This window comes from Pseudoalteromonas luteoviolacea S2607, assembly GCF_001625575.1.
GTDB lineage: Bacteria > Pseudomonadota > Gammaproteobacteria > Enterobacterales > Alteromonadaceae > Pseudoalteromonas > Pseudoalteromonas luteoviolacea_E.
In genome coordinates, this window is sequence record NZ_AUXV01000007.1 from 82,846 (window position 1) to 107,650 (window position 24,805).

At 43.8% G+C, this 24,805-nt stretch carries 19 protein-coding genes; 3 read left to right on the forward strand and 16 right to left on the reverse strand.

What is annotated here, in order from left to right; translation table 11 throughout:
* Window positions 1–14: 14 nt before the first annotated feature.
* The 6 genes from N480_RS05905 to N480_RS05930 form a co-directional block, all read right to left on the reverse strand.
* A complete protein-coding gene (locus N480_RS05905; protein ID WP_063371602.1) occupies window positions 15–1,493 on the reverse strand; it encodes a sensor histidine kinase in 1,479 nt (492 codons plus the stop codon).
* The gene (locus N480_RS05910) at window positions 1,490–2,221 is read right to left on the reverse strand and encodes a response regulator transcription factor (protein WP_063371603.1); all 732 of its coding nucleotides are present in this window, start codon (window positions 2,219–2,221) and stop codon (window positions 1,490–1,492) included. The genes N480_RS05905 and N480_RS05910 overlap by 4 nt, the downstream gene beginning before the upstream one ends.
* 84 nt (window positions 2,222–2,305) lie before the next feature.
* Window positions 2,306–3,004, reverse strand: coding sequence for a spondin domain-containing protein (locus tag N480_RS05915; RefSeq protein ID WP_063371604.1), 699 nt, complete (start codon window positions 3,002–3,004; stop codon window positions 2,306–2,308).
* Window positions 3,005–3,013: 9 nt separating this feature from the next.
* Window positions 3,014–3,715, reverse strand: coding sequence for a spondin domain-containing protein (locus tag N480_RS05920; RefSeq protein WP_063371605.1), 702 nt, complete (start codon window positions 3,713–3,715; stop codon window positions 3,014–3,016).
* A 146-nt stretch (window positions 3,716–3,861) separates the two neighbouring features.
* Entirely contained in the window at window positions 3,862–5,652 is a 1,791-nt protein-coding gene (locus tag N480_RS05925) for an alpha-keto acid decarboxylase family protein (protein WP_063371606.1), read from the reverse strand.
* Window positions 5,653–5,725: 73 nt separating this feature from the next.
* Window positions 5,726–7,687: an FAD-dependent L-amino acid oxidase gene (locus N480_RS05930; protein ID WP_063371607.1), complete on the reverse strand. Its 1,962-nt coding sequence runs from the start codon at window positions 7,685–7,687 to the stop codon at window positions 5,726–5,728.
* A 380-nt stretch (window positions 7,688–8,067) separates the two neighbouring features.
* Here N480_RS05930 and N480_RS05935 point away from each other — a divergent pair, with 380 nt between their 5' ends.
* Window positions 8,068–9,705 (forward strand): tetratricopeptide repeat protein, encoded by a 1,638-nt coding sequence (locus tag N480_RS05935; RefSeq protein WP_063371608.1) that lies wholly within the window; start codon window positions 8,068–8,070, stop codon window positions 9,703–9,705.
* Here the strand turns inward: N480_RS05935 and N480_RS05940 are convergent.
* The 3 genes from N480_RS05940 to N480_RS05950 all read right to left on the reverse strand — a co-directional run bounded on the left by N480_RS05940 (window position 9,702) and on the right by N480_RS05950 (window position 15,053).
* The gene (locus tag N480_RS05940; RefSeq protein WP_196761457.1) at window positions 9,702–10,637 is read right to left on the reverse strand and encodes a glycoside hydrolase family 16 protein; all 936 of its coding nucleotides are present in this window, start codon (window positions 10,635–10,637) and stop codon (window positions 9,702–9,704) included. The two genes, N480_RS05935 and N480_RS05940, sit on opposite strands and share 4 nt — an antisense overlap.
* Window positions 10,638–10,837: 200 nt before the next feature.
* Window positions 10,838–11,923, reverse strand: a complete 1,086-nt coding sequence (locus tag N480_RS05945) for an efflux RND transporter periplasmic adaptor subunit (protein WP_063371609.1) — start codon at window positions 11,921–11,923, stop codon at window positions 10,838–10,840.
* Between the two features lie 10 nt (window positions 11,924–11,933).
* On the reverse strand, window positions 11,934–15,053 hold the full coding sequence (locus tag N480_RS05950; RefSeq protein ID WP_063371610.1) for an efflux RND transporter permease subunit: 3,120 nt from the start codon (window positions 15,051–15,053) through the stop codon (window positions 11,934–11,936).
* 585 nt (window positions 15,054–15,638) lie between these two features.
* On the opposite strand from N480_RS05950, the gene N480_RS05955 reads away from it, so the two are divergent.
* Complete coding sequence (locus tag N480_RS05955; protein WP_063371611.1) at window positions 15,639–16,097, forward strand: hypothetical protein; 459 nt, start codon at window positions 15,639–15,641, stop codon at window positions 16,095–16,097.
* 36 nt (window positions 16,098–16,133) lie between these two features.
* On the opposite strand, the gene N480_RS05960 is transcribed toward N480_RS05955, so the two are convergent.
* From N480_RS05960 to dinG, 7 genes are all read right to left on the reverse strand, one after another.
* Window positions 16,134–16,928, reverse strand: coding sequence for an NPP1 family protein (locus N480_RS05960; RefSeq protein WP_063371612.1), 795 nt, complete (start codon window positions 16,926–16,928; stop codon window positions 16,134–16,136).
* Window positions 16,929–17,068: 140 nt separating this feature from the next.
* Window positions 17,069–17,239, reverse strand: coding sequence for a pleiotropic regulatory protein RsmS (gene rsmS, locus N480_RS24950; RefSeq protein WP_081225474.1), 171 nt, complete (start codon window positions 17,237–17,239; stop codon window positions 17,069–17,071).
* On the reverse strand, window positions 17,232–17,507 hold the full coding sequence (locus N480_RS05965; RefSeq protein WP_063371613.1) for a late competence development ComFB family protein: 276 nt from the start codon (window positions 17,505–17,507) through the stop codon (window positions 17,232–17,234). Before N480_RS05965 ends, rsmS begins: the two co-directional genes overlap by 8 nt.
* A 118-nt stretch (window positions 17,508–17,625) precedes the next feature.
* Entirely contained in the window at window positions 17,626–18,528 is a 903-nt protein-coding gene (locus tag N480_RS05970) for a histone deacetylase (protein WP_063371614.1), read from the reverse strand.
* 1 nt (window position 18,529) lies between these two features.
* Window positions 18,530–19,129 carry a primosomal replication protein gene (locus tag N480_RS05975; RefSeq protein WP_063371615.1) on the reverse strand — a complete coding sequence of 200 codons (600 nt, stop codon included), beginning with the start codon at window positions 19,127–19,129 and terminating at the stop codon, window positions 18,530–18,532.
* Entirely contained in the window at window positions 19,126–19,905 is a 780-nt protein-coding gene (locus N480_RS05980) for a sulfite exporter TauE/SafE family protein (protein ID WP_063371616.1), read from the reverse strand. The genes N480_RS05975 and N480_RS05980 overlap by 4 nt, the downstream gene beginning before the upstream one ends.
* Before the next feature lie 3 nt (window positions 19,906–19,908).
* A complete protein-coding gene (dinG, locus tag N480_RS05985; protein ID WP_063371617.1) occupies window positions 19,909–21,978 on the reverse strand; it encodes an ATP-dependent DNA helicase DinG in 2,070 nt (689 codons plus the stop codon).
* A gap of 23 nt (window positions 21,979–22,001) precedes the next feature.
* On the opposite strand from dinG, the gene N480_RS05990 reads away from it, so the two are divergent.
* Window positions 22,002–24,374, forward strand: coding sequence for a DNA polymerase II (locus tag N480_RS05990; protein WP_231102230.1), 2,373 nt, complete (start codon window positions 22,002–22,004; stop codon window positions 24,372–24,374).
* Window positions 24,375–24,805 lie beyond the last annotated feature (431 nt).

A 24,805-nucleotide genomic window follows, 5' to 3' on the forward strand; every position in this document is an offset into this window, starting at 1 on the left:
TAGGATGACTGTGTTTAGTTTGAAGAGGCGCGGGCGCCTCTTACTTGAAAAATGAATTCACTGCCTTGGCCTAAGCGACTATTGACTTTGATTTCTGACTTAATTAAACCTATCAGCCGAGCTGTAATGGCTAAACCAAGCCCTGCGTGAGATTTTTTACACCCCTTACTATTACTTGCTTGATATCTTGCCTCAAAAATATAGGGGAGCTCTTTAGGGCTAATTCCTACACCCGTATCTTGCACTGCAATATTGTAAGCGTTATCAATGGCACAGATGGAAATGCATATGTTGCCTTTTGCGGGTGTATGACGCAGCGCGTTCTCAATTAGATTACTTAAGATACGTTCTAACTTGGCAATGTCCGAGTAAACGGTAAAATCACACTCAACAGGAAAGACACTCAAAGAAACATCGGCCTGCTGTGCCTTGAGCGCAAACTTAGCCATGATGTCATAGATTAGCTCACCCAAGTTGAACACTTCAAAATGTACATTGGATTGTCCGGACTCAAGGTGTGCCAGCTCAAATATTTGGTCAATCAAGCCTTTCAACTGGTTACAATTTTTTAAGGAAATTGCGAGGTATTCCTGTTCTTGAATTCCTGCTGGTGGACGTCTTTCTATCAATTCTAGATACCCTTGTAATGATGCTAAGGGGGTGCGTAAATCATGAGACAAATGTGCGAGTAATTTACGGCGCTGTTCATCCAGTGTTGTGAGCTGGGTCATTTGTTGATTGATGGTTTCGAGCATGCCATTCACACTTTGTCCAACTAAGTGAATTTCGTTGCTTTTGGAGGGCCACTCCAGGGTTGGCACTGCTTTAATATCAAAATTATTTTGTTCAACCTTACGAATGTACTTGCCCAGTTTTTGTAGCGGCTGTGTCATGGTACGAAAAAGCAGTAGCAACGTGATAAACAGCAGTGCCACCATCACAATTAGCCCAGTGGTGTTTTTGACTAGTTGCTCAGAGCTTTTGATTTGGGCTGTAATGGAATCAGAGATAGAAGAGCCAATAATAACGTATAGATAACCTTGTAGTGTTTCGCCATTATAAACAGGTGAAACTGAAAAGATTTTGCTGAGCTCTGTAGAGCGAGGGTCGTCACCGTAAACAGGCAGTTTACTCGGCTCATTGATCAGTTGAATCAGTGGCCTAAGGTCGACTGCTTGGCGTTTGACTTCGCCGGGTTTGGCCGAGTAAGTTAGAAGTTTTCCACTCGGGTCAACAAAATAGAATTCAAAGGATGGACCAAGAACCATGAGCATATGAAACAGGTTTTCTAGGGCTTTGTAGTCATATACGCCTTGTTTTAAAAGTGGGTTATCCTGTGCTAAGTGTTCAGCAAGACCAAGGTGTAATTGCTGCTCAGCTTGTGCCCGGGAAACAGCTGATAAGTTTTGAGACCAAAAAACAAAAGCCGAAACAGTGATCATAAAGACACTGGTGATGACAAGTGCAAGGCGATGATAAAGAGAAAGTGTCATATCATTTCCTGATGTAGTGGCTTTGAATTTAACTTATAGCCAACGCCCCACACTGTTTCGATGATGGGTTTGTCTGTTAACTTTTCTAATTTAGTTCGGATGCGATTAATGTGAGAGTTTACCGTATGCTCATAACCTAAATGGTCATAACCCCAAACAGACTCTAAGAGTTGAGAGCGTGAAAAAACTTGATTTGGGTGTTTGGCAAAAAACATTAACAGGTCAAATTCGGTGGCGGTTAAATCCAGTGGTTGTTCGTGTAGCGATACTTCATGGCAGTGTGGGTCTACTTGCAAGTTACCAACGGTGATCGGCGCTGGTGAGTCTTGAGCGATTTGACTAGATTGCTCAGCTTGTAATAGCTTTACATGCCTCAATTGTGCTTTGATGCGCGCTTGAAACTCTCTGTAACTGAAAGGTTTACAAATATAGTCATCAGCACCCATTTCAAGGCCAATGATACGATCCATTTCACTGCTTTTTGATGTCAGCATCACAACACTGATTTTTGGATGTAGGGTTTTAATCTCCCGGCACAACGTCAAGCCATCTACGCTAGGCAGCATGATATCAAGCAATACAATGGCGTAATTTTGGTTGGTAAGCTGGGACATAACGCCCTCTCCACTTGCAAGGTGATCTACTTCTAGATCAAGCTCACTGACGTGAACACGCAATAGGTGTGCAATATCTAAGTCGTCTTCGACAATGAGAACCTTTTGATGCATATACTAACCTCCAGCCAAACCACAGATGTGGTTGACATGTACTCGCCCCAGCCACTCGCAATGAGAGCTGGAGCGAGTAGGAGGCTATTTCATTCTTGTGATAGTGATCGCCATCAATGGGTTATCAAACTTATGGTCGCTCGATAATACTGAGCTAGACAAACCATCATCTTGACCTACAACACCCGGGTGCATTGCGACCTTATTTAATGTCTCTCGCTGTGCGTTGAACCCTTCTCCACCATCAGCTGGTCCTGGGATCGTGCCACTGGCTTCTGTATTCGCTTCTGTACCTGCGTCATAAGCATAGGTTACAAAGCGCATTTCTTCGCCTACAGCCATTGAAGAGACATCTAGAGCATTAAGACCGGTAAAACCGTCATTTGTATTCACCATCATGGTAATTACTGATAATTTTTGGTCAGCGAGGGTTTCTTGGCTTAACATTAGCTCAGCTTTTGCGCCAGGTGCTAATGGGGCGTCAGTGCTTGCTTTTGCCTGAACCACGTCTAATCCCAGCAGCCCGCTGTTGTCACCACCTTCAGCTAACACCTCAAGTGCTTCACTGGCCGGCTCGCCCAGTTGCCAAAATTGACCTTCTTTGTGCAGCGCAACGCCAATCGGTGAAAGGGGTTGTGCATAAGTTAAATTAGTCGCAGTGATTTTAATCATCGCTTCTGTCGGTGTTGGCGTTGGGTCTACGGTCATTGGAGGATCATCGTCATCACTGCATGCAACTAAGGTTAAACAGGCTAGTGGAATAATTAATTTAGACAGTTTCATGGTGCCCCCTTATTTAACCGTAACGGTAACTTTTGCTACAGGGTTGAGCCAACGGTGTACTGTGTTGTGTAAGTCACTTTTTCCACCCGTCGCTTCGTCATCGCCAAGGTTACCGCGGTGGATATGTATCATTTCATTGCTTTCTGTACTGGTTACACCACTGCCTTGAGTACCTGGATCTACGCCTGGTGACGCTGGGATACCTAATGTGCCAGGTGCGCCAGAGCCATCAACTACAAGTTCATTATTGGCTTCGGTACCTGCGTCGTATGCGTTAAGGTAAACGTGGTAGGTTCCAGCTTCTGATGGAATTTTCCAACTGTTTAAACCAATGAAGCCGTCATTGGTCGGAAGCATCATTGCAACAATAGACAACCTGTCATTACCATCGCTAGTCTCTAAACTTGCCATAGTACTCGCCACAGGGGCTAATAAACCGCCAGCTGGGTTACTTACTGTGTTGGCGCTGATCCCTGTTAAAATTTCGTTTAAGCCGTCCAAGCTGCCGCCTTCAGCCATGGCTTGCAAAGCTTCTGAGGCTTTTTCGCCAGCATTGAACAGCATCGCATCGCTGGTGTGTGCTGAGACTAGTATTGGGGTAAAGTAAATGCCTTGTGTAAGGTTGGTAACTTTGACTTCCAACGATGCGGCGCTTGCTGCACCTGAAGCCAAAAGTGATCCTGCGATGAGTGATAGTATGCGTGTTTTCATAATCTGCTCTTATTGTTTGGATTTGACGTAAGTAAGCATGCAACGCAATTATTGAGAAACACTCGCTCAATTATCACAAAAGTATCACGAATGTATCATTTTTTAATTGCGGCACAGAAAAACCAGCCTTAGAGGCTGGTTACGGTTTAAAACTTGCCCGCGGGTGGCCAATTCGGGTTACTAATTTCATCCTCCCCAACCGCGCTGTCAGCTTCTTTGCTAATGGTCAGTGGAGTATCTTCTTTGGGAATACACACCTCTACGACATAATTGATGTTGTCCTGTGTGCGTATTTCTTCCATAACCCCCAGCAGCTGCTCAATGGTAGTGACTTTAACCCCCTTGCCACCAAATGCATCGGGCAGCTTTGAGATTTGCCAGTTTGGTAGGTCATTGTAGCTATACACGTTATTGAGTAGCTTATCTTGGTATTCGACAGGCGGTTGTCTAAACGGATTTGGGTTTACCAGATATTGTTCAATGCCATAAATGCCATTTGCCAAAACGAAAACAACCGTATTTTGTCCATAAGCATGTTGATCAGCGACGGCTTGACATGTTTCATGGAAGGCTCCATCACCGACAACAACGACCGCGCGCTTATCTGGGTAAGCGCATTTGATACCCGTGCCAGCCGGAACTGAATAGCCGATAGATAACCAAGCAGCTTGCGCAACAAAGCCATTGCGGGCAGGCACTTTGACACCTTGAGCGCCAATTAGTGGGAAGCCTGCATCAACAATCAAGACATCATCTTCTGTTATCCAGCTACTCATTGCCGAGAAAAAACTGTCGTATCCCAAGTAGTCTTTAGCATTTTGTGATGGCGCAAGAGATTGCGCTTTTCTGATCCCTGTCAGATTTGCTGGGCTTTGTTTGGCGAGTTGGATGAATGCCTCGGTAAGATAGTTCAAGTAATCTTTTAACATCACAGAAGGGTAGAAATTAGCACCCACATATACCCCTTGATGCGCCGCCAAAATGGTATTGCCAGAACGGATATCTTGATTACCTGTATCTTTACCTGTTGTCCAAGCACCAATACCGACCAATACACCATCTTCGCCGACAAGTTGCTCCACTTCGCTTGGCGACATGGTTACGCATCCTTCAAACCACGGGTGAGTTTCAGCGATGACAGATTTGCTGAGTGCGGAGGTGACAAAATGAATATGGCCATCAGGCATACTGTGTTCACGGTTTATCACTTCAAGTAAATTGAGAAACTCATCCTGCAAACCTAAACGCTGTAATTCAATACCAGCCCAAAAAATACTTTTAGGTTTTGAAAGCATTAATTCTAAGGTTGCTTGCGCAGCCTCTTGTGCGCAACTAACCGTAAGCGTGTCGTTCTGGCGTTCTCTAATACGACCTTGTGGTCTTTGGCAGGGGCTGCGCCAAATGTCTTCGGTGACTTCAAAATAAATAGGGCGCTGCTCACTTAAAAGTGCCGTGAGCGCAGAGTCTATTTGAAATGGCGCTTGTAATGCATTAGTTACACGCTCGGCGGCGACGGTAATGGGCCTGAACATATGAATGTCGACAAACTCGTAGCCTGTTGTGTGTGAATACAGCAGCCCTGCACACTTAGAAATTTGATCTTCTTTATTGGTGGGCGCACCGTTTATCAGAATCACAGGTACTTGCTCAACGTAGGAGCCAGCTATGGTATTGAGCAAGCTAAATGCCCCAACACTGTAGGTAACGTAAAGCGCAGTAGGGCCTTTTAGTCTCGCGTAAGCGTCAGCTGCAAAGCCTGCACATATTTCATTGGCGTTACCTTTGATGGAAATAGGAGACTGGCTATCAGCTAAAATGGTGTCTAATAGCCCCGCAGTGTAATTGCCGGCTACGCCAAACATATGGTCGACTCCAATTTCCTCTAGTCGATCTTTGAAGTAATCCGCAACGGTATATTCTTTAAAACTCGTAGTCATAATAAATCTCAATGAATTCATCAGGCGCAGCGATTAAGAGTGCTTAATCGCTGCTATGGATGGCAATGTATGATTACTTCACATCAAAGTAACTTAGATTGACGCCAATGACGCTTGCGCTATCGTCCGCTTTTTCAATAGGCGCGGCACTGGCTGCAAAATTAGTCTCGATATATTGATTGATCAGCTTGCTTGAATTCTCTTCGTAAACAGCCTTGATAGCGTCGGAAGATGAAATGTTAGTAGTCTCAAAATACACTTGGCTAAGAGGTTTTAAGCCAAAGCCTTTTTCAAGCGCTAGGTCAGCAGAGCGCAATGCGCCTTCAACCCAGCCTTGATAGTCAGAAAATGCTTCACCACAGGTAAATAGGTTTGGCAATGGCTCAGCTAGGGTAGCCATGACTTCTTTATCGTTGGCACCAACAGCCCATTGATGTACTCCGTATCCAAATTGACGACTCGCTGGGATATTTAATTTGACGCTTCCTTCCCAAATTCTCGCACTGGTTAAAATTGGTTCTGGTACATAGTGAGTGTTGAAGATGTCTTTGAAGAACCGAGTGGCTTGTTCAACAACGGCGGTAGAGGCTGGGTAAATGTCATTGGGGACACTCTCTACGTAATGGTCTTGTTTTGGATTGTGGTAGGTTTCACCAATGTTTTGTAAATTGCTCCAGAAATTGATGTTGAGATAGTCACAGTAAATGGTCAATGCTGCCGGGCGTTCGTATTTGTCATTGCCTATGCGCTCGAGTTTTTCTTCCACTGCACTCGATGGATGAGTGGTGCGCTCTTGATACATAAGTGCAGCTGCCAATTCTTCATTTACAGCATAAAACGGATAGACAGAACCTGTGGGGAGATCAGCGAAGTTTGGGCCGAACTCAACCGCTGGTCGACCGGTAGTGCCGCGACCCCACCAAGCAGAGTCATAGTAGAGGTTGATTTTTAGCAGCGGTTGGTTACTGGCAGATTGTAGTGTATTCCACAGCAGCTCTGAGCGGTCTTGTTCTAAGCGATTAATCACATCAGAACGCACAAATAGCTTTTCTAATGCAAGTCTAGGCAGGCCTAAGATGACTTTTTCTGCTTTAACTAGCCCTTTGTGCACTTTACCATGTGCATCAGTGTGAGCATATCGCAGTTCATATAGCCCAGACTCTTCGGAAAAATCGATTTCCTCAATGGCTGTTTGTAAGTGGATATTATTTGTGCCAACTTCTTCAACCAATTTATTGGGAAGTGTACTAAAGCCATCTTTAAATGTTTTGAATTTGACGCCTGCTGGAAAATCTTCCAATAACTGATAGGCTACACCAGCATTCATTTGCGACAAGAATGTCCCATTAAATCCCAAAACTCGATACAGCATGTTTATGCATTCTTGAGAGTAGCCCATGTCGGTGTATAAATCCCAAAGCGTCCATTCATTGAGCCCTTGCCCTTTCCATTGACACTCAAGCCTAAAGTCTTGCCAAAATTGAGGGCCTCGGACTTTTGGTCTTTGTTGAAATTGGGGGTTAGCTTCTAAAATACGATTGAAGACGACATTGACGATATCTTTGGGGTTAACACCTTGCTCTGACTGATCTAAGTTGTATAAGTGGGACCATATAGCATAATCATCTTGCTGGGCATCCTCGACGCTAAAGCTCTCACCTCTGAAAAATAAACGGTTATTGCCGCCACTATTCATGGGAAATGGCACGATGTCATCTTGCAAGTTTAGCTTTAAAAACAGCGCCATTAAATCATCCATACCATCAAACAAAAAGCGCATGCCACCTTGCTCTTCTTTAACCGTGATAGTTTTGGGCTGTTCTGAGCGCAGGTTTTTAAATTCGATGAGGTCTGAATCTAAACGCCCTCCCGTTCTATCTGAACGCTCAAAAATGGCAAGATCCTGACAATTTGCTTCTTGTTGGAGTCTCCAAGCGCTGTATAAACCTGACATACCGGCGCCGACAATGGCTACCTTAACTTGAGAGGGAAGCGACTTATCCGTTATTTCTTTTCCAAATGCGTAATGTGTCATCGTTTTTCCTTAGCCTTGATGGTTAAGTCTACTTTGACAGACGACTACTCCTATAAAACTACTACTGCGACTGTGCTGCAAAGCAGATGATTAAATCTGCAGTATTTGTTGAAAATTATCATGGTGTTTCTGGCGCGCTTGGTTAAAGCAAATGTAACGCCAGTAAACATCTCAATAAATGTAGCACACAGGTTAATTTATTCGCGTCATAATGTTGAGAAATCACAATTTCTGCAATGGTGGACAATTTGTAGTGAGTAATATTGTAAAGAACCACAGTCGTTGCTTGAGAGTGTCTTTGAGTTAGGGCAAACTATATTTAAAACATGTGGTTATAATTGATATTGACAGCATTTTGCCAATCATTAAGGTGTTAATCGATGCGCTTCAGACTTGAAAATAAGGAGGTTGATCTTACGCAAGGTAAGGTATATTCGCTGGATGCTCAATCAGATCAATCTTATGACATCAGAGCCAAAACGCTCCAAGTTATGGAGATGTTGGTGCATAACCGCGATAGGGTCGTCACGAAACAAGAGTTATTAGATAGTGTCTGGGGTGATTTGGTTGTACAAGAACAAGTGTTAGTGCAATCAATCAAAGAAGTGCGTGATTTATTGGGGGCGGGTACCATAAAAACTTTCCCTAAGTTAGGTTATCGTTGGGTAGCCACTATAGAAGTCAAAGATACTTCTTCGAGACTCTGGGTTGCACGCAAAACTAATCAACTCATAGTTGGCACTGTGCTGTGTTTAATCGTGATTTGTGGCGTGTATCTTGGAGTAATTAACAGCACTTCAGCACAACTACTCCCTAAGGTGGCATTTTTACCCGTGGAAAATGCAATGCCAGATGAAATACATGACTGGGTGCCGATAAAAGGGATGGACCAGCTATCTCGCTCACTACGTCAGCAAAGTGAATTAAAGGTCAGCGACGTCGATGACGTGCTGCTGGCTGTAGAGCGGGCCAACAAGGGCAGTAATAGCAACGCCGCTTTTGGGCCACACTATTTCTTTCAATTGCAACAAAGATTAGGAGCACAGTTAATCGTACAAACTCGTTTGACGGGCTACCCACAAGATTTACAGCTTCACTATACTCTACATTCGCAATTTGGCCCCCAACAAGGCGTTGTTTTGGCCTCAAGTGTGGACAACGCTTTTGATGAATTGATTGGCATATTGACGCATAAGTTTGGTCAGGCTGTGCAGCCGTCAACGGAGTATTATCACAGCGCATTTAGCAACCAGGCATTTGCAAAAGGGGTGAACGCCTACCTTCAAAGAGACTATGATGCTGCGATTAATTTATTTCGTAGTGCACTGATCGAGCAGCCAGATATGCTTACGGCGAGGCGTTACTTAGCTGGTAGCCTTGCGAATATTTATGAGTTAGAACAAGCACTGAGCATACTTCGTGGTAGCCTTAAAATTGCTGATACCTCCTTAAGTCAAAAAGAGCACTTACGTGCGAACCTAATGATAGGGTACTTGTTAATTAATTGGCCTCAAGACAGTGATAGACAACGAGAGTTAGATAAGGCTGAACAGTATATTTCTCGTGCAAAAAACTTAGCGCAGTCCAGTCAAGATAAGCTGTTTATTGCTTATTCCTATGAAGAGCTCGGAAAAATTAAACGTCTGCAAGGTCACTACAGTGAGGCAACGAGATTGCTACTTGCTGCGCTAGAGTACCACCAGAGCTTTCATGGTCGCTATGGGCAAACCGCAGCGCTAATAGAACTGGCCCGCATTGCGATTGCGCAAGAGGAACTGGAAGAGGCTAAACGATACTTTGCACAGGCAAAGCAAATAGCAGATGACAGCAAGGCACACCCAAATCAGATCTGGGTGTTGTTAGCACAGGCCGATATGTACAGGGATTTGAATGAACAAACTCTGGCCTTGGAGCATGCACAACAAGCACTTGAGGTCGCATACCGAGCTGACAGTCCGTTGCTTATAGCCAGAGTTGAGGCATGGTTCGCGCAAGTGCCAATTCACACAGTAAACTAAAGGCTACAATAATCCTTTTGTTTGGGTTGCCAGTCAGGCACTGTATCTTTTTGTGCAACGTTACTTTTACGAAGCTGTTCGACTGATAAGGTCACGTCGCGCGGTGATATCACCTCGTCTTTGATAAAGTATACCCAGTCAACGTCATGGTGATATTGACGCATTAGATTCGATTGCACGAGTTTGTTTGGGTCGAACCATTGATTGAAGTTGATTGACATCGGTACTTCTGGGTATACATCCGCGCCGTGCGTAGCAAAGAGTCGGCCATTTATGTAGTATTTTAGCGTACTGTTGGCGACTTGGAGTACCAACGTATTCCAGCCTTGTAATGATTCAATATGATAGTCATAGGCATTGACCTTAGTCCAAGGCGTCAATTGAAAGGTCTCCCAAGATGTGGCAAATAAAGCCAATCGTTCAGTCCCCCAACCGCCATTTGGTAAATATTCAAAGTCCATTTCACTGTAGTTTTTATCCATCGGTGCTTGCAAAGGGCTGATGGCATAAAAAGTTTGAATAACCGCATCGCCGTCTGGGCCATATTGCGGTGCATCATTAAAGTAAACCCTCGCTGCATAAGTCCCTTCACGATACTTTCGTTTGTGACATATTTGCGTATGTCGAGTGTTTTCAGCAGTACCATCAGTTTTTGCGGTAATACGCATAACCGTATTGCTATTGTCCATGGGGTCTGGGTGAAAGCTGATCCCTTCTTTCCACCAAGTGGCATTTTTAATGCCTGGGTGACCTGTTTCATAACGAAATTGCCAGCCGTTTTGCTGTGCATCTGAAAATTGTCGATAACTAAAATCGTCAAACATCACTGCTTGAGATTTTGCGTTGGCAAAAGGGGCCGTTGCACAAAAACCAATCATGCCTGCGGTCATGAGTCCAAGTTGGGTTTTTATTAGTAGTTTGTTGATTAGCATGGGTGTTTACTCCTGTGTATTACCGTATGGCTAGCCGTGTGGTTAGCTTGAACAAGAGCAGAGAAGTTAGCTAATTAAACTTGCTTAAATGAGATAATCTGCAGTATTAAAAAAAATTAAACGTATGATATACATACTTAAATAAAAAATGAGCCGTTACTCTTCCATAAGCAGGCTCATTGGGCTAGTAATTTGGTAGATTAATTTAGAGGTTGTACATCGACTTCCTGGCCATCGGTGAGCCTCTCTGCCCCGCGTACGGCAACTCTGTCTCCTACTTTTAGGACATTTGCTTCAGTTGGTGTGATGGCAACTAGACTGCCTTCGCCTTTACCCACCTCGACTGGCACTTGCGTCACTTTATTGTCCGGACCCACTTTAACAACGTGTACGCCTTGTTTTCGGATGATCAAGGCATCTCTATTTATCAGCATTTGGGCTTGTTGTGATTGCAATGGAACAGTGACGTCCACGAGTTGGCCAACCGCGAAAGTGCGTGGATTATATTTGCCCAATTCAGCACGCACTTCTACTGTTTGAGAGCGAGGGTCGGTTGCAGGGATCACGGAGGTAACGGTGGCTTGTGCTGTTAATGGCATGTCTAAATTACCACTTTGAATAGGGAGTGATATCCCTTGCTGCAAATAATGTAAGTATTTGACCGGCACATACAAACGAGCTTCTAAATTGTCGATATCCACTAAGTTTAATAACTCATCCGCCCGGCTGACCTCTCGGCCTGCGCGCTTATGGCGTTTACTAACAATACCTGAAAATGGTGCACGAATCGTGGCTCGGTTCAACTGATCAGCAATCACTTTCAACTCAATTTTTGCTAGCTCAATATCTGAAAGCGCGAGATCGTGTTGGTTTTGCACACTGTCTACTTGAGTTGCGGCGGCACTATTCGATTTAGCTAATCGTTTTAATCGGTGTAACTCTTGTTTGTGAAACTTCAAGTTTACTTGCGCACGGTTAAGAATTTCTTTTTGGCGTGCTTTGTCTAGCTCCAAAGGTAAAGTGTCCATTCTAACTAAGACATCGCCTTTATTGACACGTTGCCCGGGCTCGGCAACATATAAGACTCGGCCAGAGATACCAGCAGTGAGAATTACATCTTGTTTGCCAAAGAGCGTGCCATTGACTGCCAATGAACTGGTCAAAGGGGCTTGAGTGACCGGTTCCACCGTGACGGGGAGCGCAGCGTGGCCGCTAATGCTAAACATTGCCGTGCTACATGCCAATGCGAAAGAAAAAAGTTTACTGGTAAAAAATGAATGATGCATTGGGACTTCCTTATTGATTCGACACTAAATTAAGCTTAGGTTGTGGGTCAGATTGCTTATTTGAATTGGGGCTTTTAGCTTTGCCTAATTGCAACAGGCTTGGCATCAGAATAAGCGTAAATAGCGCGCTGATAGCCATGCCTCCGACGATGACTGTCGCCAAACCTCGATAAATTTCAGATCCCACTCCCGGTACTAGAGTTAAAGGCAACATACCAAACAAGCTCGTTAACGTACTGAGATAGACAGGTCTTGCACGCATTAGCACTGCTTGGCGCACCGCCTCTTGCCTTGCCAAGCCATTGGCTTCGGCTACTCGAGTTTGATCAACAAGTAAGATGGCATTATTGACAACTAACCCCAACAGAATGATAAAACCAATCATGGTCAGTAAGTCTAAAGACTGGAAAGTAAATAAGTTCAGTATATACAGTGCAATAACACCACCTGCTGCGGCCATAGGCATAACCATCAGTACTAATAAGCTATCTTTGGCCGATTTAAACAAGGCACTCATTAGGAGGAATAAAATGAACAATGCCAATACAAAGTTAAGCGCCATTTCTTGAATCGCAGAATCAAGCTTTTGCGCATTTCCGGCCAAAATGACACCAGCATTGCTAGGCAGTGTTTCTTTTACTTTAGGTAGCACCTGAGAAACTAAAATTTGTTGAGCTTGCTCCAAAGTCATATTTGCTGGTGGAGTAACAACCACACTTACGGTGCGGCGTCCATTGACACGGCGTAATTGGCTTGGCCCAACTGTACGCTCAACTCGCGCAAGCTCACCAACCGTTTGAACACCCGAATCAGGAGTAACAATAGGAAGCGCCTTTAACTCTTCTGGCGAGTCCCATGATGTAGCACGCAATATCACATTCATGCGATCGTTGCCGTTAAAATATTCATTGATAAACAGGCCGCCAGTAAATGCTTGCATTGCTTGTGAGACATCCTGTCGGGTGAGGCCTGCCTGAGTAATACGACGATCATTTGGGTGGAGCCTGAGTTCTGGCTCGGCCATATCCAGTCTCGGCTGTGGCTGAGCTGTCGCTTCTGGCATCGCGTCTTTGACAGCCGCCAGTGCTGTTTGGGCACCAACAATTAAGTCGTCCATGTTAGGGCCAGTTAAATCGATATTAATATTGCGACCATCGCCGCCGTTGGACACTTGGATCATGGAACCTCGGAATAAAAATACCTGGGTATCTGGCAAATCTACGAGTATCTCTTCTCTTGTCACTTTCATCAGCTCTTCCACTCTTTGTGGATCGGCTGAATAGATGAAGCCGCCAGCATTAGAACCAAATACAAACTGGTTAAAACTTTTGATGCCAGGCTGTTTTTCACCATTGTAGTAGGGCATTAGACGTGCCTTAACGCGTTTGAGTAGCTCTTCTTCCATATAGGTAATATTTGCGCCAGGCGGCGTAACGAGTGAGAAAAAGAAGCCATCGGTAGGGGCTTGTGGCATAAAGTCTGTTTTGGGCAGCATAGTTACGGTAATGAACAAAGAGCCGCCAATAAGCCCAGCGATCCAAGAGATTTGCTTTGTCCGTGTGTTAGTCAATGTCATGACCATGCCCGTGAGCTTGTGCCAGTATTGCTTATATGGGTCTTGCTTGGCTTTACTATCAGGCAAGTAGCGATTTGCAATTGGAATGATGGTAAGTGCACTGACCAAGGATGCGATGACGGCAATAGACAAGGTTAAGGCTAAGTCTGAAAACAGCTGACCCTCAATACCCGCCATAAACATGATGGGCAAGAATATAGCAACGCTGGTCGCTGTTGAAGCGAAGAGGGCACCAGCAACTTGTGCTGCCCCTTTTAGGGCCGCTTTTGCATTATCCATTCCCTCGGTTTTAAGCCGCGCAATATTTTCTTGTACAATGATAGCGGCGTCGAGCACTAAGCCGACGGCAAAAGCAAGGCCAGCTAAGGAAATCACATTGATACTGCGGTCAAAAATATTCAGTGCTAAGAAGGCTACCATTAATGAGACCGGAATCGTGGCGGCAATAACCAGCGTGGTTTTGAGGCCCCTAAAAAACAACCAGAGGATGATACAAGACAACAACACCCCTAAACCTAGGTTACTCTTTACTAATAGTAGTGCATTTCTGATATGCACCGACGCGTCAAAGCTCAGCTCGATAGACAGTCCAGCCTCTTTAAGCGGCCCTGCATTTAGCTCTTTGATAGCAATATTAATATTATCTAGCAGTGCCACAGTGTTTGCGTCGTTAATTCTTGCGACACGAATGTAGTATGCTGGCTGTCCATTGCGGCCACTCATTGCAAGCCGATCACTAAATGTTTCCTCAACAGTAGCGATATCACCCAAGTAAATCGGTCGTTCATTTGAGTAGCCAATGCGCATTTGAAGCATGTCTTGCAGGTCGTACTGGCCAGTAAAGCGGACCGTATATTGCCGACGACCAACATTTGCAAGCCCTGCAGAGGTGTCCCGAGAGGCTTGTAAGGTGCGACGGATCTGGTTGAGGCTGATCCCCAATGCTGCTGCTTTGTGTGGATCGAACGTGATACGCAGTTCTCTTGAGCGTTCACTGGCAAGATCGACACGCGAAATACCAGGAATTTGCGCCAAGCGAGGTTCGACAATTTCTTCAATATGTTTTTGGTATTGGGCCATATCAAAACTGAGACCGTCATCGCCAGCATCAAGCGGCAAGACCAGCAGCGTCGCTGCTTGACCTGCCGAACCACCAAAGTTTCCGCCAGCGGATACCACGGGATCGATAGCATCTAAAGGTAGGGGAGGAGCTTGATTAAGATTAGTCAATACATCCAGCATGGCTTGCTGCATATCTGTACCAATGGCAAAAGTCAGTGTAATAAATCCATTACCGCGATTAATCGTGGTGTCAACTTGGAGTGCGCCAGGGGTGTTTTTAACGGCATTCTCAAGGGGCTCAAGGATAACAGACTCAACTTCTTCAGGTGCAGCTTGTCTCCAACCTGAAAAAATAGTGATTTGTGGTTGTTCTATATCGGGTGTGAGTTGTATCGGGAGTTTAAAAATACTGATTAATCCAAACACCATAACCAGTACCAGTAGGACAATAACACTGGCTGGGTTTTTTAGTGAACTGCGCGTTAAATTCATGACAACTTCCAAGTTTAACAGTACTAGTTGCAGTTTAACGATTAGGTGAAAAACTGCTAGCACCAAAAATGAACAGATAACTCAAAATCGCGATAAATGAACACTTTTCTAAGTTCATTTGCACCTCCGTAATAACTTGTAACGATTTTGCAGATTTTGAAATATTACCGTATCATTTGCCGGCGAAAAATTAATCGCAAAATAGAGAGGTTTTAGCCTTTTCTAACCCTGTATCCATATTAGAAAATTAATATTGGACGATGCGTTGACCAAAATGGTCACTAATTCGTCAGCCTAGAGTTTTAGCTGGATGATAAATAAATTCATATTGCTGACATCAATCGGACATTAAATTGACGCGTACTTGATATAGGTTAAAAATGCTAGGATCTCTTAAAGTTTAACTGTATATGGTCTATTTGCTGGATTAAAATCCGAGCAGAAAAATGGAAATATCATCCTGAAACTATGAATAATTCGTTTCATTACATACGTGCTATTGAGGTAATACGTTATGGATGAGCTTGTTTATGGACAAACGACATAGCACCTGAAATTTGAAGTTTAATAGAAAGGAGTATCGAAATGTTTGTCGCCTTAAAATGGGATCATCAAATAGGTGCCCATTTTGTATCTTGGATTGTAGTTGAGTGCTCGGCAATAAGAGATAAATTTGGTTTGCCTCAGGCGCTGCCGCCACGCCGAGATGTTGCATATTTTGTCAATCCCCAAACTGCAGAACGAGATGCAAAGGCATTTGCGGATCACAAAAATGGTGTAGCGAGCGTGTCTTGTGAGCAGGATTATTCCCCCTACTTATCTGATCATCACGGCTTTGTGCATTATCAATGGGATCATACGTACCTTGAAGAGCTGGTGAAGCATGCCGTTTTGTATTGGGAAGACGGCCAGCATATTGAATCGCAGCCAGTTCGCAATGACGTTGCTTACTTTGTTTGTCCTGAAGAATCAGAGTCTGATAGTCGATTTTTTGCTCAGTATAAGCTTTTGATTGACGGTCAATATATACTGCATAGCGCATGATCACTAGGAAGGGTCTCAATGAGACCCTTCCTAAGCTTATTGTGCAGCGATTACGTCAGCGTTAGAGAAGGTCGGAAAGTTAGTTGGCTTAAACCTGTTTAGGTTGTGTAAAAAGCGGCTATCTTTGACTGGCAATGTCGCTGAGCCATAATCATATTGATTGAGCTTAGCTCTAAGCGTTTGATTACTTACTCCATCCCCTTGCATTGTGTACCAACTAATAATGTTTGGTGTGACAAAGCGGTTATAGCTGTTTTCAGCGACTTCATTAGACTTGGCAAACCTAAAAGCATGAGTGAGTATGCCATCTTTGTGGTAGACAATTTTTAGGTGGCCATTCTCAAAAGGCAGCTCACTGGCTGGTTTGGTATAAAGATCACCGTGTGCGCTGTAACTACCATGTGTCACAATTCCATCTTTTGTCCACACTGCCGCGTATTCCCAGTCGTGCCTATGGCCTCCGCCAAAATATGGGAAAACTTGGTCTTTTTTGAAATACATGGCGTAAAAGTGCCCACAGTACAAGCCTGTTTCTACATTTTTACACGCGTAGCGATGGACCGTATTTGACGTGTTTAAAAATTGATTGTCACGGCAACTACCGCCCAATGAGCCAGAGGTTTTAAGGCCTGAGTTTTGAAGGCCTGTGCGACTTATACCTGCACTCGGTAAACAGCCATCGGTATCAAAATCAAAGACCGGCTCTGTGCCGTTTATCACATAACTTGGCGGAAGCGCTTCATCCAGTGCTGCAAAATTGTTCGCGGTTGCTGATGTACTTAATAAAGTAAGGGGCAAAGCTAGGCACAGAAGTGCCTTTGTATTTCTCATAATTATCCTTATTGTCATAAAGGTATACACATTTCAGAGATGCTTTCACAATGAGTATTGCATTGCTGCTCATTGTAAAAACACGGAAAAAATGCACGATAGAGAAATACTATGACATATTTGTATTGTAAATGTTAAATTTAAGTTTTTTGCTCTAATTGAATTTTGTTTGAAAAGTCTTGTTTGACGATTTCCAGTGCTTTTAATACATCTTCAGGGACAACTTCATTTTGTTCAAGCAACATAATCAAGTCTACCGCGAGCTTAACATGTTGCGGTGCATCATCTAGAGGGGAAGTCTTTTTATTCATTACTAAACTGTTTCTTTTTGGCTACTTGCTTAATGGCAACCTCAATGGCGACATCGACGCGTTCTTCCATTTGCTGGCGTTCGGATTGCGGTAAATAAAATTCCATATCCACATCATAGCGAATATATCGAGCTGGAAGTTGATTTAGGACTGTACAGCAAAAATCAGCCATAACATTTTCGTCGTACATTTCATGTAACTTTCGCTCTACAATTTTTTCGAGCATAACTTTCTCATAGTAGTTATGCAAATCATCATGTAGTTTCATGGCGTTATCTCTAACAGTAGGTCTTTTAAGTTTACAACATAAAGTCTCGGTGTGCGACTTACTATAAAAGCAAAATCTCGACAGTGTGCTAAAGAGAGTGAGGGTACGTTGGGTTACGCTACTTTAAAAAATTAGAGTGTAAAAGAGCGTGAAAGAGCTGCGCGTGGACATTAACTAAGCGGTGTAAATTTCTTTGATATCCGCCCCCAAGTGCGCACATCAACGGAGTACATTGTTGATGACAATAGTTGAGAATAAGCTCTTCTCTACGAAGAACCCCTTCAAGTGAAACGGCAAAATTTCCCAGCTCATCGAGCGCGAATATATCCGCGCCTGCGTTGTAGAGGATGATATCTGGATTGTGCAAGCGCGTGCACAGAGATAGTGCCTGCTCTAAAGTATCGATGTACTGGTCGTCTTGAGTATCTCTGGGTAATGCGAAATCATAATCAGAGTGCTCTTTCAATCTAGGAAAGTTTTGCTCACAGTGAATTGAGCAGGTGATTATATCCGGGCGATCCTTCAAGATGGCGGCGGTACCATCACCTTGATGTACATCACAATCAAGGATTAATACCGTTTCGGCTTTTCCAGACTCAATCAAGTCGCAAGCGGCGATGGCTAAATCATTAAAGATACAAAAGCCAGTGGCTTTATCTGCGTAAGCATGGTGATAACCGCCAGACAAGTTTGCCGCAAAACCTTGTTCAAGCGCTACGTGGGCAGCGTGGATACTTGCACCGACTGAAAGTAGGGTACGTTCGACGAGGTTTTCGGACCAAGGAAACCCCATACGCTTTATGTCCGATGTCGGCATTTTACCTTGGCAAAATGAAGCGACATAATCAGGGGAGTGGCATAAACTAAGCTGTACAAACGAAGCTTTGTTATGGTTGACTAAAATATGTTGAGCTAACCCTATATTATCGAGTAGTTTTTTGAGCTCGGCGTATTTCAGAATAGGAAAGCGATGTCGTGCTGGGAGCTCAAGGTCACTATAGATAGGGTTGTAGTACAACATACTATCGGTTGCCTTGTTTTTCCAAAAGCTGGATCTTTTCCTCTGTGGCTGAAATAGCCTTGCGACAGCGACCTAACCGAGTGTGCAGAGCGAGTATTTCTGCATTTAGTTGCGCATTTTTTTCTGCGTCCGCGCCATCTAGTTGGGATTTGCGAATATCGATCATTTCTTGCAAGCGCCTCTCGAATTCATGATTTTGCGAGAGTTCTTGATACAGCTCGTGGGAAGATTGCATGATGCGCTGTACGGCTTTGCGATAAACCTTGGCTTTTTTAGGTATATTAAGCTTGTTCTCTTTTGCCCAAACAGGGGTTGATTTAAGTACTTTAATTACCGCTTGCATTTGCTCCCCAACTTGCTCAACAGCAAACTGGTAAGCATGGCGGTTTTGTTCAGGCGGTAAGTTTTTTAACGCTGTTTGTATTTCTTCCACATAGTCTGCTAATAGTAAGCTTTTGGTATGGAAGAGATGGCTGTCGAACAAGCTGGGTTGATTTTGAATATAGCGATTTTTGTCAAACCATTTAGCATTGTCAAACTGAGCTGCTTGCGTCGCTAACTGTTCGAGCTTATTTTTGAGCTTGAGAAAAGCTTGATTCATGCAACATATGCCTCAAAAATGAGTTTGCCCGCTAACAGAATCACCACAGTGTTAAATATGGGTTTTATTAGCTTATTACCAAACTTTATCGCTGAATGTGCACCGATCCAAGCCCCTAACATTAAAAACGCCCCCATCGTAATGCCCAGCAAAAAGTTCACATGGCCAAGTGCGACAAAAGTAATGAGTGAAATGAAGTTAGAGATAAAATTCATAGAGCGGGCCAAACCGCAATTGAGCAACAAACTCATTTTGTAGAGCAAGCTATTGGAGGCCGTCCAAAAAGTGCCGGTGCCAGGGCCTGCTAATCCATCAAAAAAACCTAATGAGAGGCCTTGCAACCACTGTTTTACCTTAAGCATTTTGGTTTTTTCGGGCAGGGTGTGGTGTTCTGTTTTGCTTAAGCTACCAAATAAGCTGTATAGCGCCACCATAATAATGATGACGGGCAGTAATTTGTTAAGAAATTCGATACTCAGCTTGTCTACAAGTAATGTGCCTAAGAGCGCACCGATGGCTGTCGCTAAGGTCGATGCGGCCCAAAACCGAGGGTTAAACAGCTGCTTTTTATAATAAGTAAAGCTTGCGGTTAATGAGCCAAAGCTTGCAGCTAGCTTATTGGTACCTAAAGTCACATGGGGAGGCAGTCCAGCAGTTAGTAAAGCGGGTACGGTCAACATACCACCGCCACCTGCGACAGCATCAATAAAGCCAGCGGCTAAAGCGACTGCACATAAAAGTGCCCAAGTAAGCGGATCAAAAGCGAGTTCAAGCATTTATCAGTCTATTTGCCTTGCAAAGGGTGGCAGCGTGTCAAGCATGGCTTTACCGTAACGTTTTGTTATCAGGCGCCTATCAAGTATCGTGATGCGACCAGAGTCAGTTTCTTTGCGCAGCAGTCTACCACAGCTTTGCACTAATTTCTTTGCTGCATCTGGCACAGTGATAGATAAAAATGGATTTCCGCCTTTTGATTGAATAAATTCAGCTTGCGCCTCTTCGACAGGAGAAGTCGGAACGGCAAAAGGAATTTTGGTGATCACCAAGTTTTCGAGATATTTTCCAGGTAGGTCAAGTCCTTCCGAAAGGCTTTGCGTTCCAAATAAAATGCTACCTGCTCCTAAGTCTACCGCGGCTTTGTGACGAGTGAGTAAGGCTTCTCGAGACATTTCTCCTTGCACCAAAATGTTGAGCTTTTTCTTCCTAAGCGCAGTAACAACATGGCCCATTTGCCAATAAGAAGCAAAGAGCACTAAGTTTGCCTTATTTTTATCTAGATAAGTCGGCAATGCATCGGCTAGGAAATCACTAAAGGCTTTATCAGTTGGCTCTACTTTTGTTTTTGGAATATGCAAGGTTGCCTGTTTGTCGTAATCAAATGGGGAGTCCGCTTTGATAAATTTTACGCCTGGTTCACTGGCTAACCCACTTTCTTTGGAAAAGTGATCGAAACTACCGAGCGCTGTCAGGGTTGCAGAACACAACACTGCGCCTGCGCACTCTCGCCAAAGTTTATCTTTGAGATAAAACCCAACCTCAATGGGGCAATCACAAAGTAAGTGATCATGGTGATGCTTATATTCCATCCGCTTTATCCACCGAGCATGAGGGGTACTTTCCCCCTTGGCTGCATAGCTAAACCACAGTTTGTTCAGTTGCTCTAAGCGATTAATATATTGACCACTTTCAACGAGAAATGGATCTGCTAAAAACGCCTGCACATCTCCATCTGATACGTCAGTTGTTAATGCATCATGCATTTTATTCAGTGCTCTTAAGGCATCTAAGGTCGCATCTGCAATATCTTTGGCTTGTGTTGTCAGTGACTCAGGCACTTCTCCGTTAATGAATCGGTAGGTGTCATCGTCGTTATACTTAAAGTCAGCTTGGTCTAAACTATCACGTACAGATTTTAATAGCTTGCTGACGTCATTAGCCGCATCATTGAGCTTAAAGTTTTGTCCAATGGCTTTTTGAGAGACAATGGCGCCAGCCATCCTACCGCTGAATTTAAGCAGCTTCTCAAGCCACTCAATTGTGCCTTTTATTGTTGCAGCAGCTGAAGAAAAGTCTCGCGTAATGTGTGGTAGATGATGGGCTTCATCTATGACATAAAACGTTTCTTCTGGCTCCGGTAAGATAGTTCCACCACCTAACTCTAAATCGGCAAGCAACAAAGCATGGTTAATGACTAACACGTCCATTTGTTGAATCTTTTGCCGTGCTAAATGAAATGGACATAAATGATGAGATTTCATTTGCCGTTGGCACGCGTGTTTGTCACAGGCAATTAAGTTCCAAACTTTGTCGGGAATTGTGTCTTCCCAACTATCTCTGTCTCCTGCCCACTGTTTGTTTTGATAGGCATTTGCAAGCTCTCTCAAGCACTTTTGCTCCATATCAGAGAGGGGGGAAGTGGTGGTAGGTACCAAAGAGAGTTGTGTGTCATCTTCATTGACAGCCGCCATCAACTTTTGCACACAAATGTATCTTTGTCTGCCTTTTACTAAATCAAACTTAAAGTCGATCCCGCTGTGTTCTTTAAAGAAAGGTAGCTCTTTTTCTATAAGCTGCTCTTGCAGTGCAACCGTGGCGGTCGAGATAACGAGCTTTTTCTTTTTTGCGAGGGCCAAAGGAAGCGCGCCGAGGCAGTAGGCTAAAGATTTACCGGTACCAGTACCGGCTTCTATGACACAAATACGCTGAGACTTATGATATTCACCAGCGAGCGTTTTGGCGATTTCTGCGACTAGGTAATTTTGGCTGCTACGCGGGCGATAGTCTTCCAATTGATTGGCGATGTTCTGATGGGCATGACGTACGGTTTTTTTTAATGAGTCTGACAACATGTGGATCGCCTAAGCAAAAAAGTATGGATATAATTACAGGGGTGTATTTTAGGCGGGGTTCACATTTGGCACAAGCAGTATATCAGGGCTTTATTTTATCAAGGCAGCAAGTGTCTCATCGAGGGCGGTTGCGTTTATGTTATTGGCTAAAAACTGAGCAAGGGGTTGTCAAAGCGTTTGTTGATAATGAGCGGTGTGTGTTTTTTATTAAAACGGCAGATATTGCAAAGGCCAAGCACGCATTAGAGCTGCTTGAAGGTGAATATAGCATGTCATCTTTGCCACTTAAACACTTCGATCAATCGCCAATGACAGGGGTGTACTTTTCTCACCTGAGCGGTTTCTACCGTGCCAAAGAAGCTTTGGACAAAGTACTCCCTATATATGAAGAGGATATTCGCCACGCTGATCGTTATTTGATGGAGCGTTATATCAAAGGCGGTGTTTGGGTAACCGGTGAGCCAAATCAAAAATTAGGATACACCGAGCTAAACCATGCCAAGCTTAAAGCCAATGATGCATTTATGCCGCACTTTAAGATGTTGTCTTTTGACATTGAGTGCAGTGGAGATGGCATTTTATTCTCGGTGGGCATAGTCACACAAGCGCAGCGCTTAGTGATTATGATTGGTGAGGCGCAATCCAGTGATATGGAAATCATTTGGGTTAAAGACGAAATAGCCTTACTCAATACTTTGTGCGAAGAAATAAACCGACTTAACCCAGATGTGCTGATTGGTTGGAATGTTATAGAGTTTGACTGTGTCGTACTGCACGAGCGAGCGCAGGCACTCGGTGTCGCCCTTAATATTGGTAGAGACGGTAAAGCCATGCTGGTTTCCAGTGGTCACTTTACCCGTGTACTCATCCCAGGTCGTGTGGTCATTGACGGCATCGATACCATGAAAAATGCAACTTACCACTTCGAAACGTTTAAATTGAGCTTTATCGCGCATGAAGTACTTGGTCGCACCAAATTGATTGGTCAAGATGACCGATTGGAAGAAATAGTACGCCAATTCCATGAAGATAAGGTGTCACTAGCCAATTATAACTTGCAGGACTGCGTGCTAGTTTGGGATATCTTTTGCAAGCTGTCGTTATTGGAGTTTGCAATCGCGCGAACTAAATTGACGGGGCTTGAGTTGGAGAGAATGGGAGGCTCTGTTGCTGCATTTACCAACCTGTATTTACCTTTACTGCATCGCAGTGGATACATAGCCCCAAATCTAGGTGAACACGGGCTAAACTTTGATAGCCCAGGTGGGTATGTGATGGACTCAAAACCTGGGCTATACAAGAATGTATTGGTGCTCGATTTTAAAAGTCTTTACCCGTCTATAATCCGTTCATTTTGTATTGACCCAATGGGGTTGATTGAGGGGGAGCAAGCGCCAGAAAAAGCCATTCCTGGATTTAATAAAGGGAAATTCTCTCGAGAGTTACACCACCTTCCTAGGTTAGTAGCAAAACTTGCCGATGAAAGGCAGCAAGCGAAGCTACAGGGTGAGCAGATGTTACAACAAGCCATTAAGATCATCATGAATAGCTTATATGGCGTATTGGGGTCCAAAGGATGTCGGTTTTATGATCCGAGATTATCGAGCTCAATTACGATGCGAGGCCATGAAATCATGCAGACAACTCGACGCTGGATAGAAGAGATGGGCTATGAGGTTATTTATGGGGATACGGACTCTACCTTTGTAAAAGTTGCAGACCATTTATCACAGGTTGAGTGTAAACAATTGGGTGCGAAGCTGATGCAAGATATCAATCAGCGCTGGTCCAAGCTTATCCTTGATGAATATCAACTGGAGAGCTATTTAGAAATTGAATTCGAAACGCACTATAACCCGTTTTTTATGCCGACGATTCGTGGGCAAGAGACAGGATCTAAGAAGCGCTACGTTGGGCAAATAGAAAAAGCAGGTTCGCAAGAGCTGGTGTTTAAAGGGATGGAAACAGTACGCAGCGATTGGACACAAATAGCCAAGGAGTATCAGCAAGCGGTGATACGGGCTTTATTTGATGGAAAGAATGTAGTGGAAGTAACGGAAGACTATATCAACCAAATAATCTCTGGTCAGGTAGATGAAAAGCTAATCTACAAAAAGCGGCTGGGGAAATCCTTGGAATCATACGTTAAGAATATTCCCCCTCACGTCAGAGCGGCTAAAGAGGCAACGCAACAAGGAATTGTTTCAGGTTTAGGGAAGGGGAGCCAAGTTGCTTACTATATTAGTGGCACCGGTCCTAAGCTGTTTATTAATAGCATGACATATCTCGATTACACACATTATATAGAGAAGCAAATACTGCCTATATACAAAATGCTGCCCGAAATAGATGAAAATGCCATCAATTTGGCTGGGCAGCGTTCATTGGACTTGTAAACCTCTGAAAAAGATTGTTTATCGCTTTGTAATATTCACGAATTAACTGTTCAGCACTTAGTCAGTGTTCAAAATGCCGATTATCATCTTGTAAATCTCCCTCCCTGCAATGCAAAGAAAATGTATTAATTTAGTGGGCTTGGATAAATTTTAGGCACTTAGACAAAAAGAAAAAATATTTTTTTTAACCTTTCTAGCTGTTGATTTCTTCAGCTTTAGTTTTTTGCGCCTAAATAGTGAACTTGCTAACTGTGAAATTAATTAATTTATTTCATTATTTTGAAGTAAGTGTTTATTTACGTTTTAAAGCCTTTAAATAATGGGGTTTTGTATGTTTACTCTGTGTAAGTGAGTGTTAACTGTATCAAGTTTGACGCTTAACATGCCTCCCGATTAGTATCCTCCGCGAATTTTCAAATCAGGCCATTAGA

What these genes read in the sequence shown, in the direction of transcription:
- N480_RS05915 (WP_063371604.1), bottom strand. Translation starts at nt 3,004, where the DNA reads ATGAAACTGTCTAAATTAATTATTCCACTAGCCTGTTTAACCTTAGTT.
- N480_RS05940 (WP_196761457.1), bottom strand. Translation starts at nt 10,637, where the DNA reads ATGCTAATCAACAAACTACTAATAAAAACCCAACTTGGACTCATGACC.
- N480_RS05905 (WP_063371602.1), bottom strand. Translation starts at nt 1,493, where the DNA reads ATGACACTTTCTCTTTATCATCGCCTTGCACTTGTCATCACCAGTGTC.
- N480_RS05975 (WP_063371615.1), bottom strand. Translation starts at nt 19,129, where the DNA reads ATGAATCAAGCTTTTCTCAAGCTCAAAAATAAGCTCGAACAGTTAGCG.
- N480_RS05990 (WP_231102230.1), top strand. Translation starts at nt 22,002, where the DNA reads ATGGATATAATTACAGGGGTGTATTTTAGGCGGGGTTCACATTTGGCA.
- N480_RS05930 (WP_063371607.1), bottom strand. Translation starts at nt 7,687, where the DNA reads ATGACACATTACGCATTTGGAAAAGAAATAACGGATAAGTCGCTTCCC.
- N480_RS05920 (WP_063371605.1), bottom strand. Translation starts at nt 3,715, where the DNA reads ATGAAAACACGCATACTATCACTCATCGCAGGATCACTTTTGGCTTCA.
- N480_RS05955 (WP_063371611.1), top strand. Translation starts at nt 15,639, where the DNA reads ATGTTTGTCGCCTTAAAATGGGATCATCAAATAGGTGCCCATTTTGTA.
- N480_RS05970 (WP_063371614.1), bottom strand. Translation starts at nt 18,528, where the DNA reads ATGTTGTACTACAACCCTATCTATAGTGACCTTGAGCTCCCAGCACGA.
- N480_RS05910 (WP_063371603.1), bottom strand. Translation starts at nt 2,221, where the DNA reads ATGCATCAAAAGGTTCTCATTGTCGAAGACGACTTAGATATTGCACAC.
- N480_RS05935 (WP_063371608.1), top strand. Translation starts at nt 8,068, where the DNA reads ATGCGCTTCAGACTTGAAAATAAGGAGGTTGATCTTACGCAAGGTAAG.
- N480_RS05945 (WP_063371609.1), bottom strand. Translation starts at nt 11,923, where the DNA reads ATGCATCATTCATTTTTTACCAGTAAACTTTTTTCTTTCGCATTGGCA.
- N480_RS05925 (WP_063371606.1), bottom strand. Translation starts at nt 5,652, where the DNA reads ATGACTACGAGTTTTAAAGAATATACCGTTGCGGATTACTTCAAAGAT.
- N480_RS05960 (WP_063371612.1), bottom strand. Translation starts at nt 16,928, where the DNA reads ATGAGAAATACAAAGGCACTTCTGTGCCTAGCTTTGCCCCTTACTTTA.
- N480_RS05950 (WP_063371610.1), bottom strand. Translation starts at nt 15,053, where the DNA reads ATGAATTTAACGCGCAGTTCACTAAAAAACCCAGCCAGTGTTATTGTC.
- dinG (WP_063371617.1), bottom strand. Translation starts at nt 21,978, where the DNA reads ATGTTGTCAGACTCATTAAAAAAAACCGTACGTCATGCCCATCAGAAC.
- N480_RS05965 (WP_063371613.1), bottom strand. Translation starts at nt 17,507, where the DNA reads ATGAAACTACATGATGATTTGCATAACTACTATGAGAAAGTTATGCTC.
- N480_RS05980 (WP_063371616.1), bottom strand. Translation starts at nt 19,905, where the DNA reads ATGCTTGAACTCGCTTTTGATCCGCTTACTTGGGCACTTTTATGTGCA.
- rsmS (WP_081225474.1), bottom strand. Translation starts at nt 17,239, where the DNA reads ATGAATAAAAAGACTTCCCCTCTAGATGATGCACCGCAACATGTTAAG.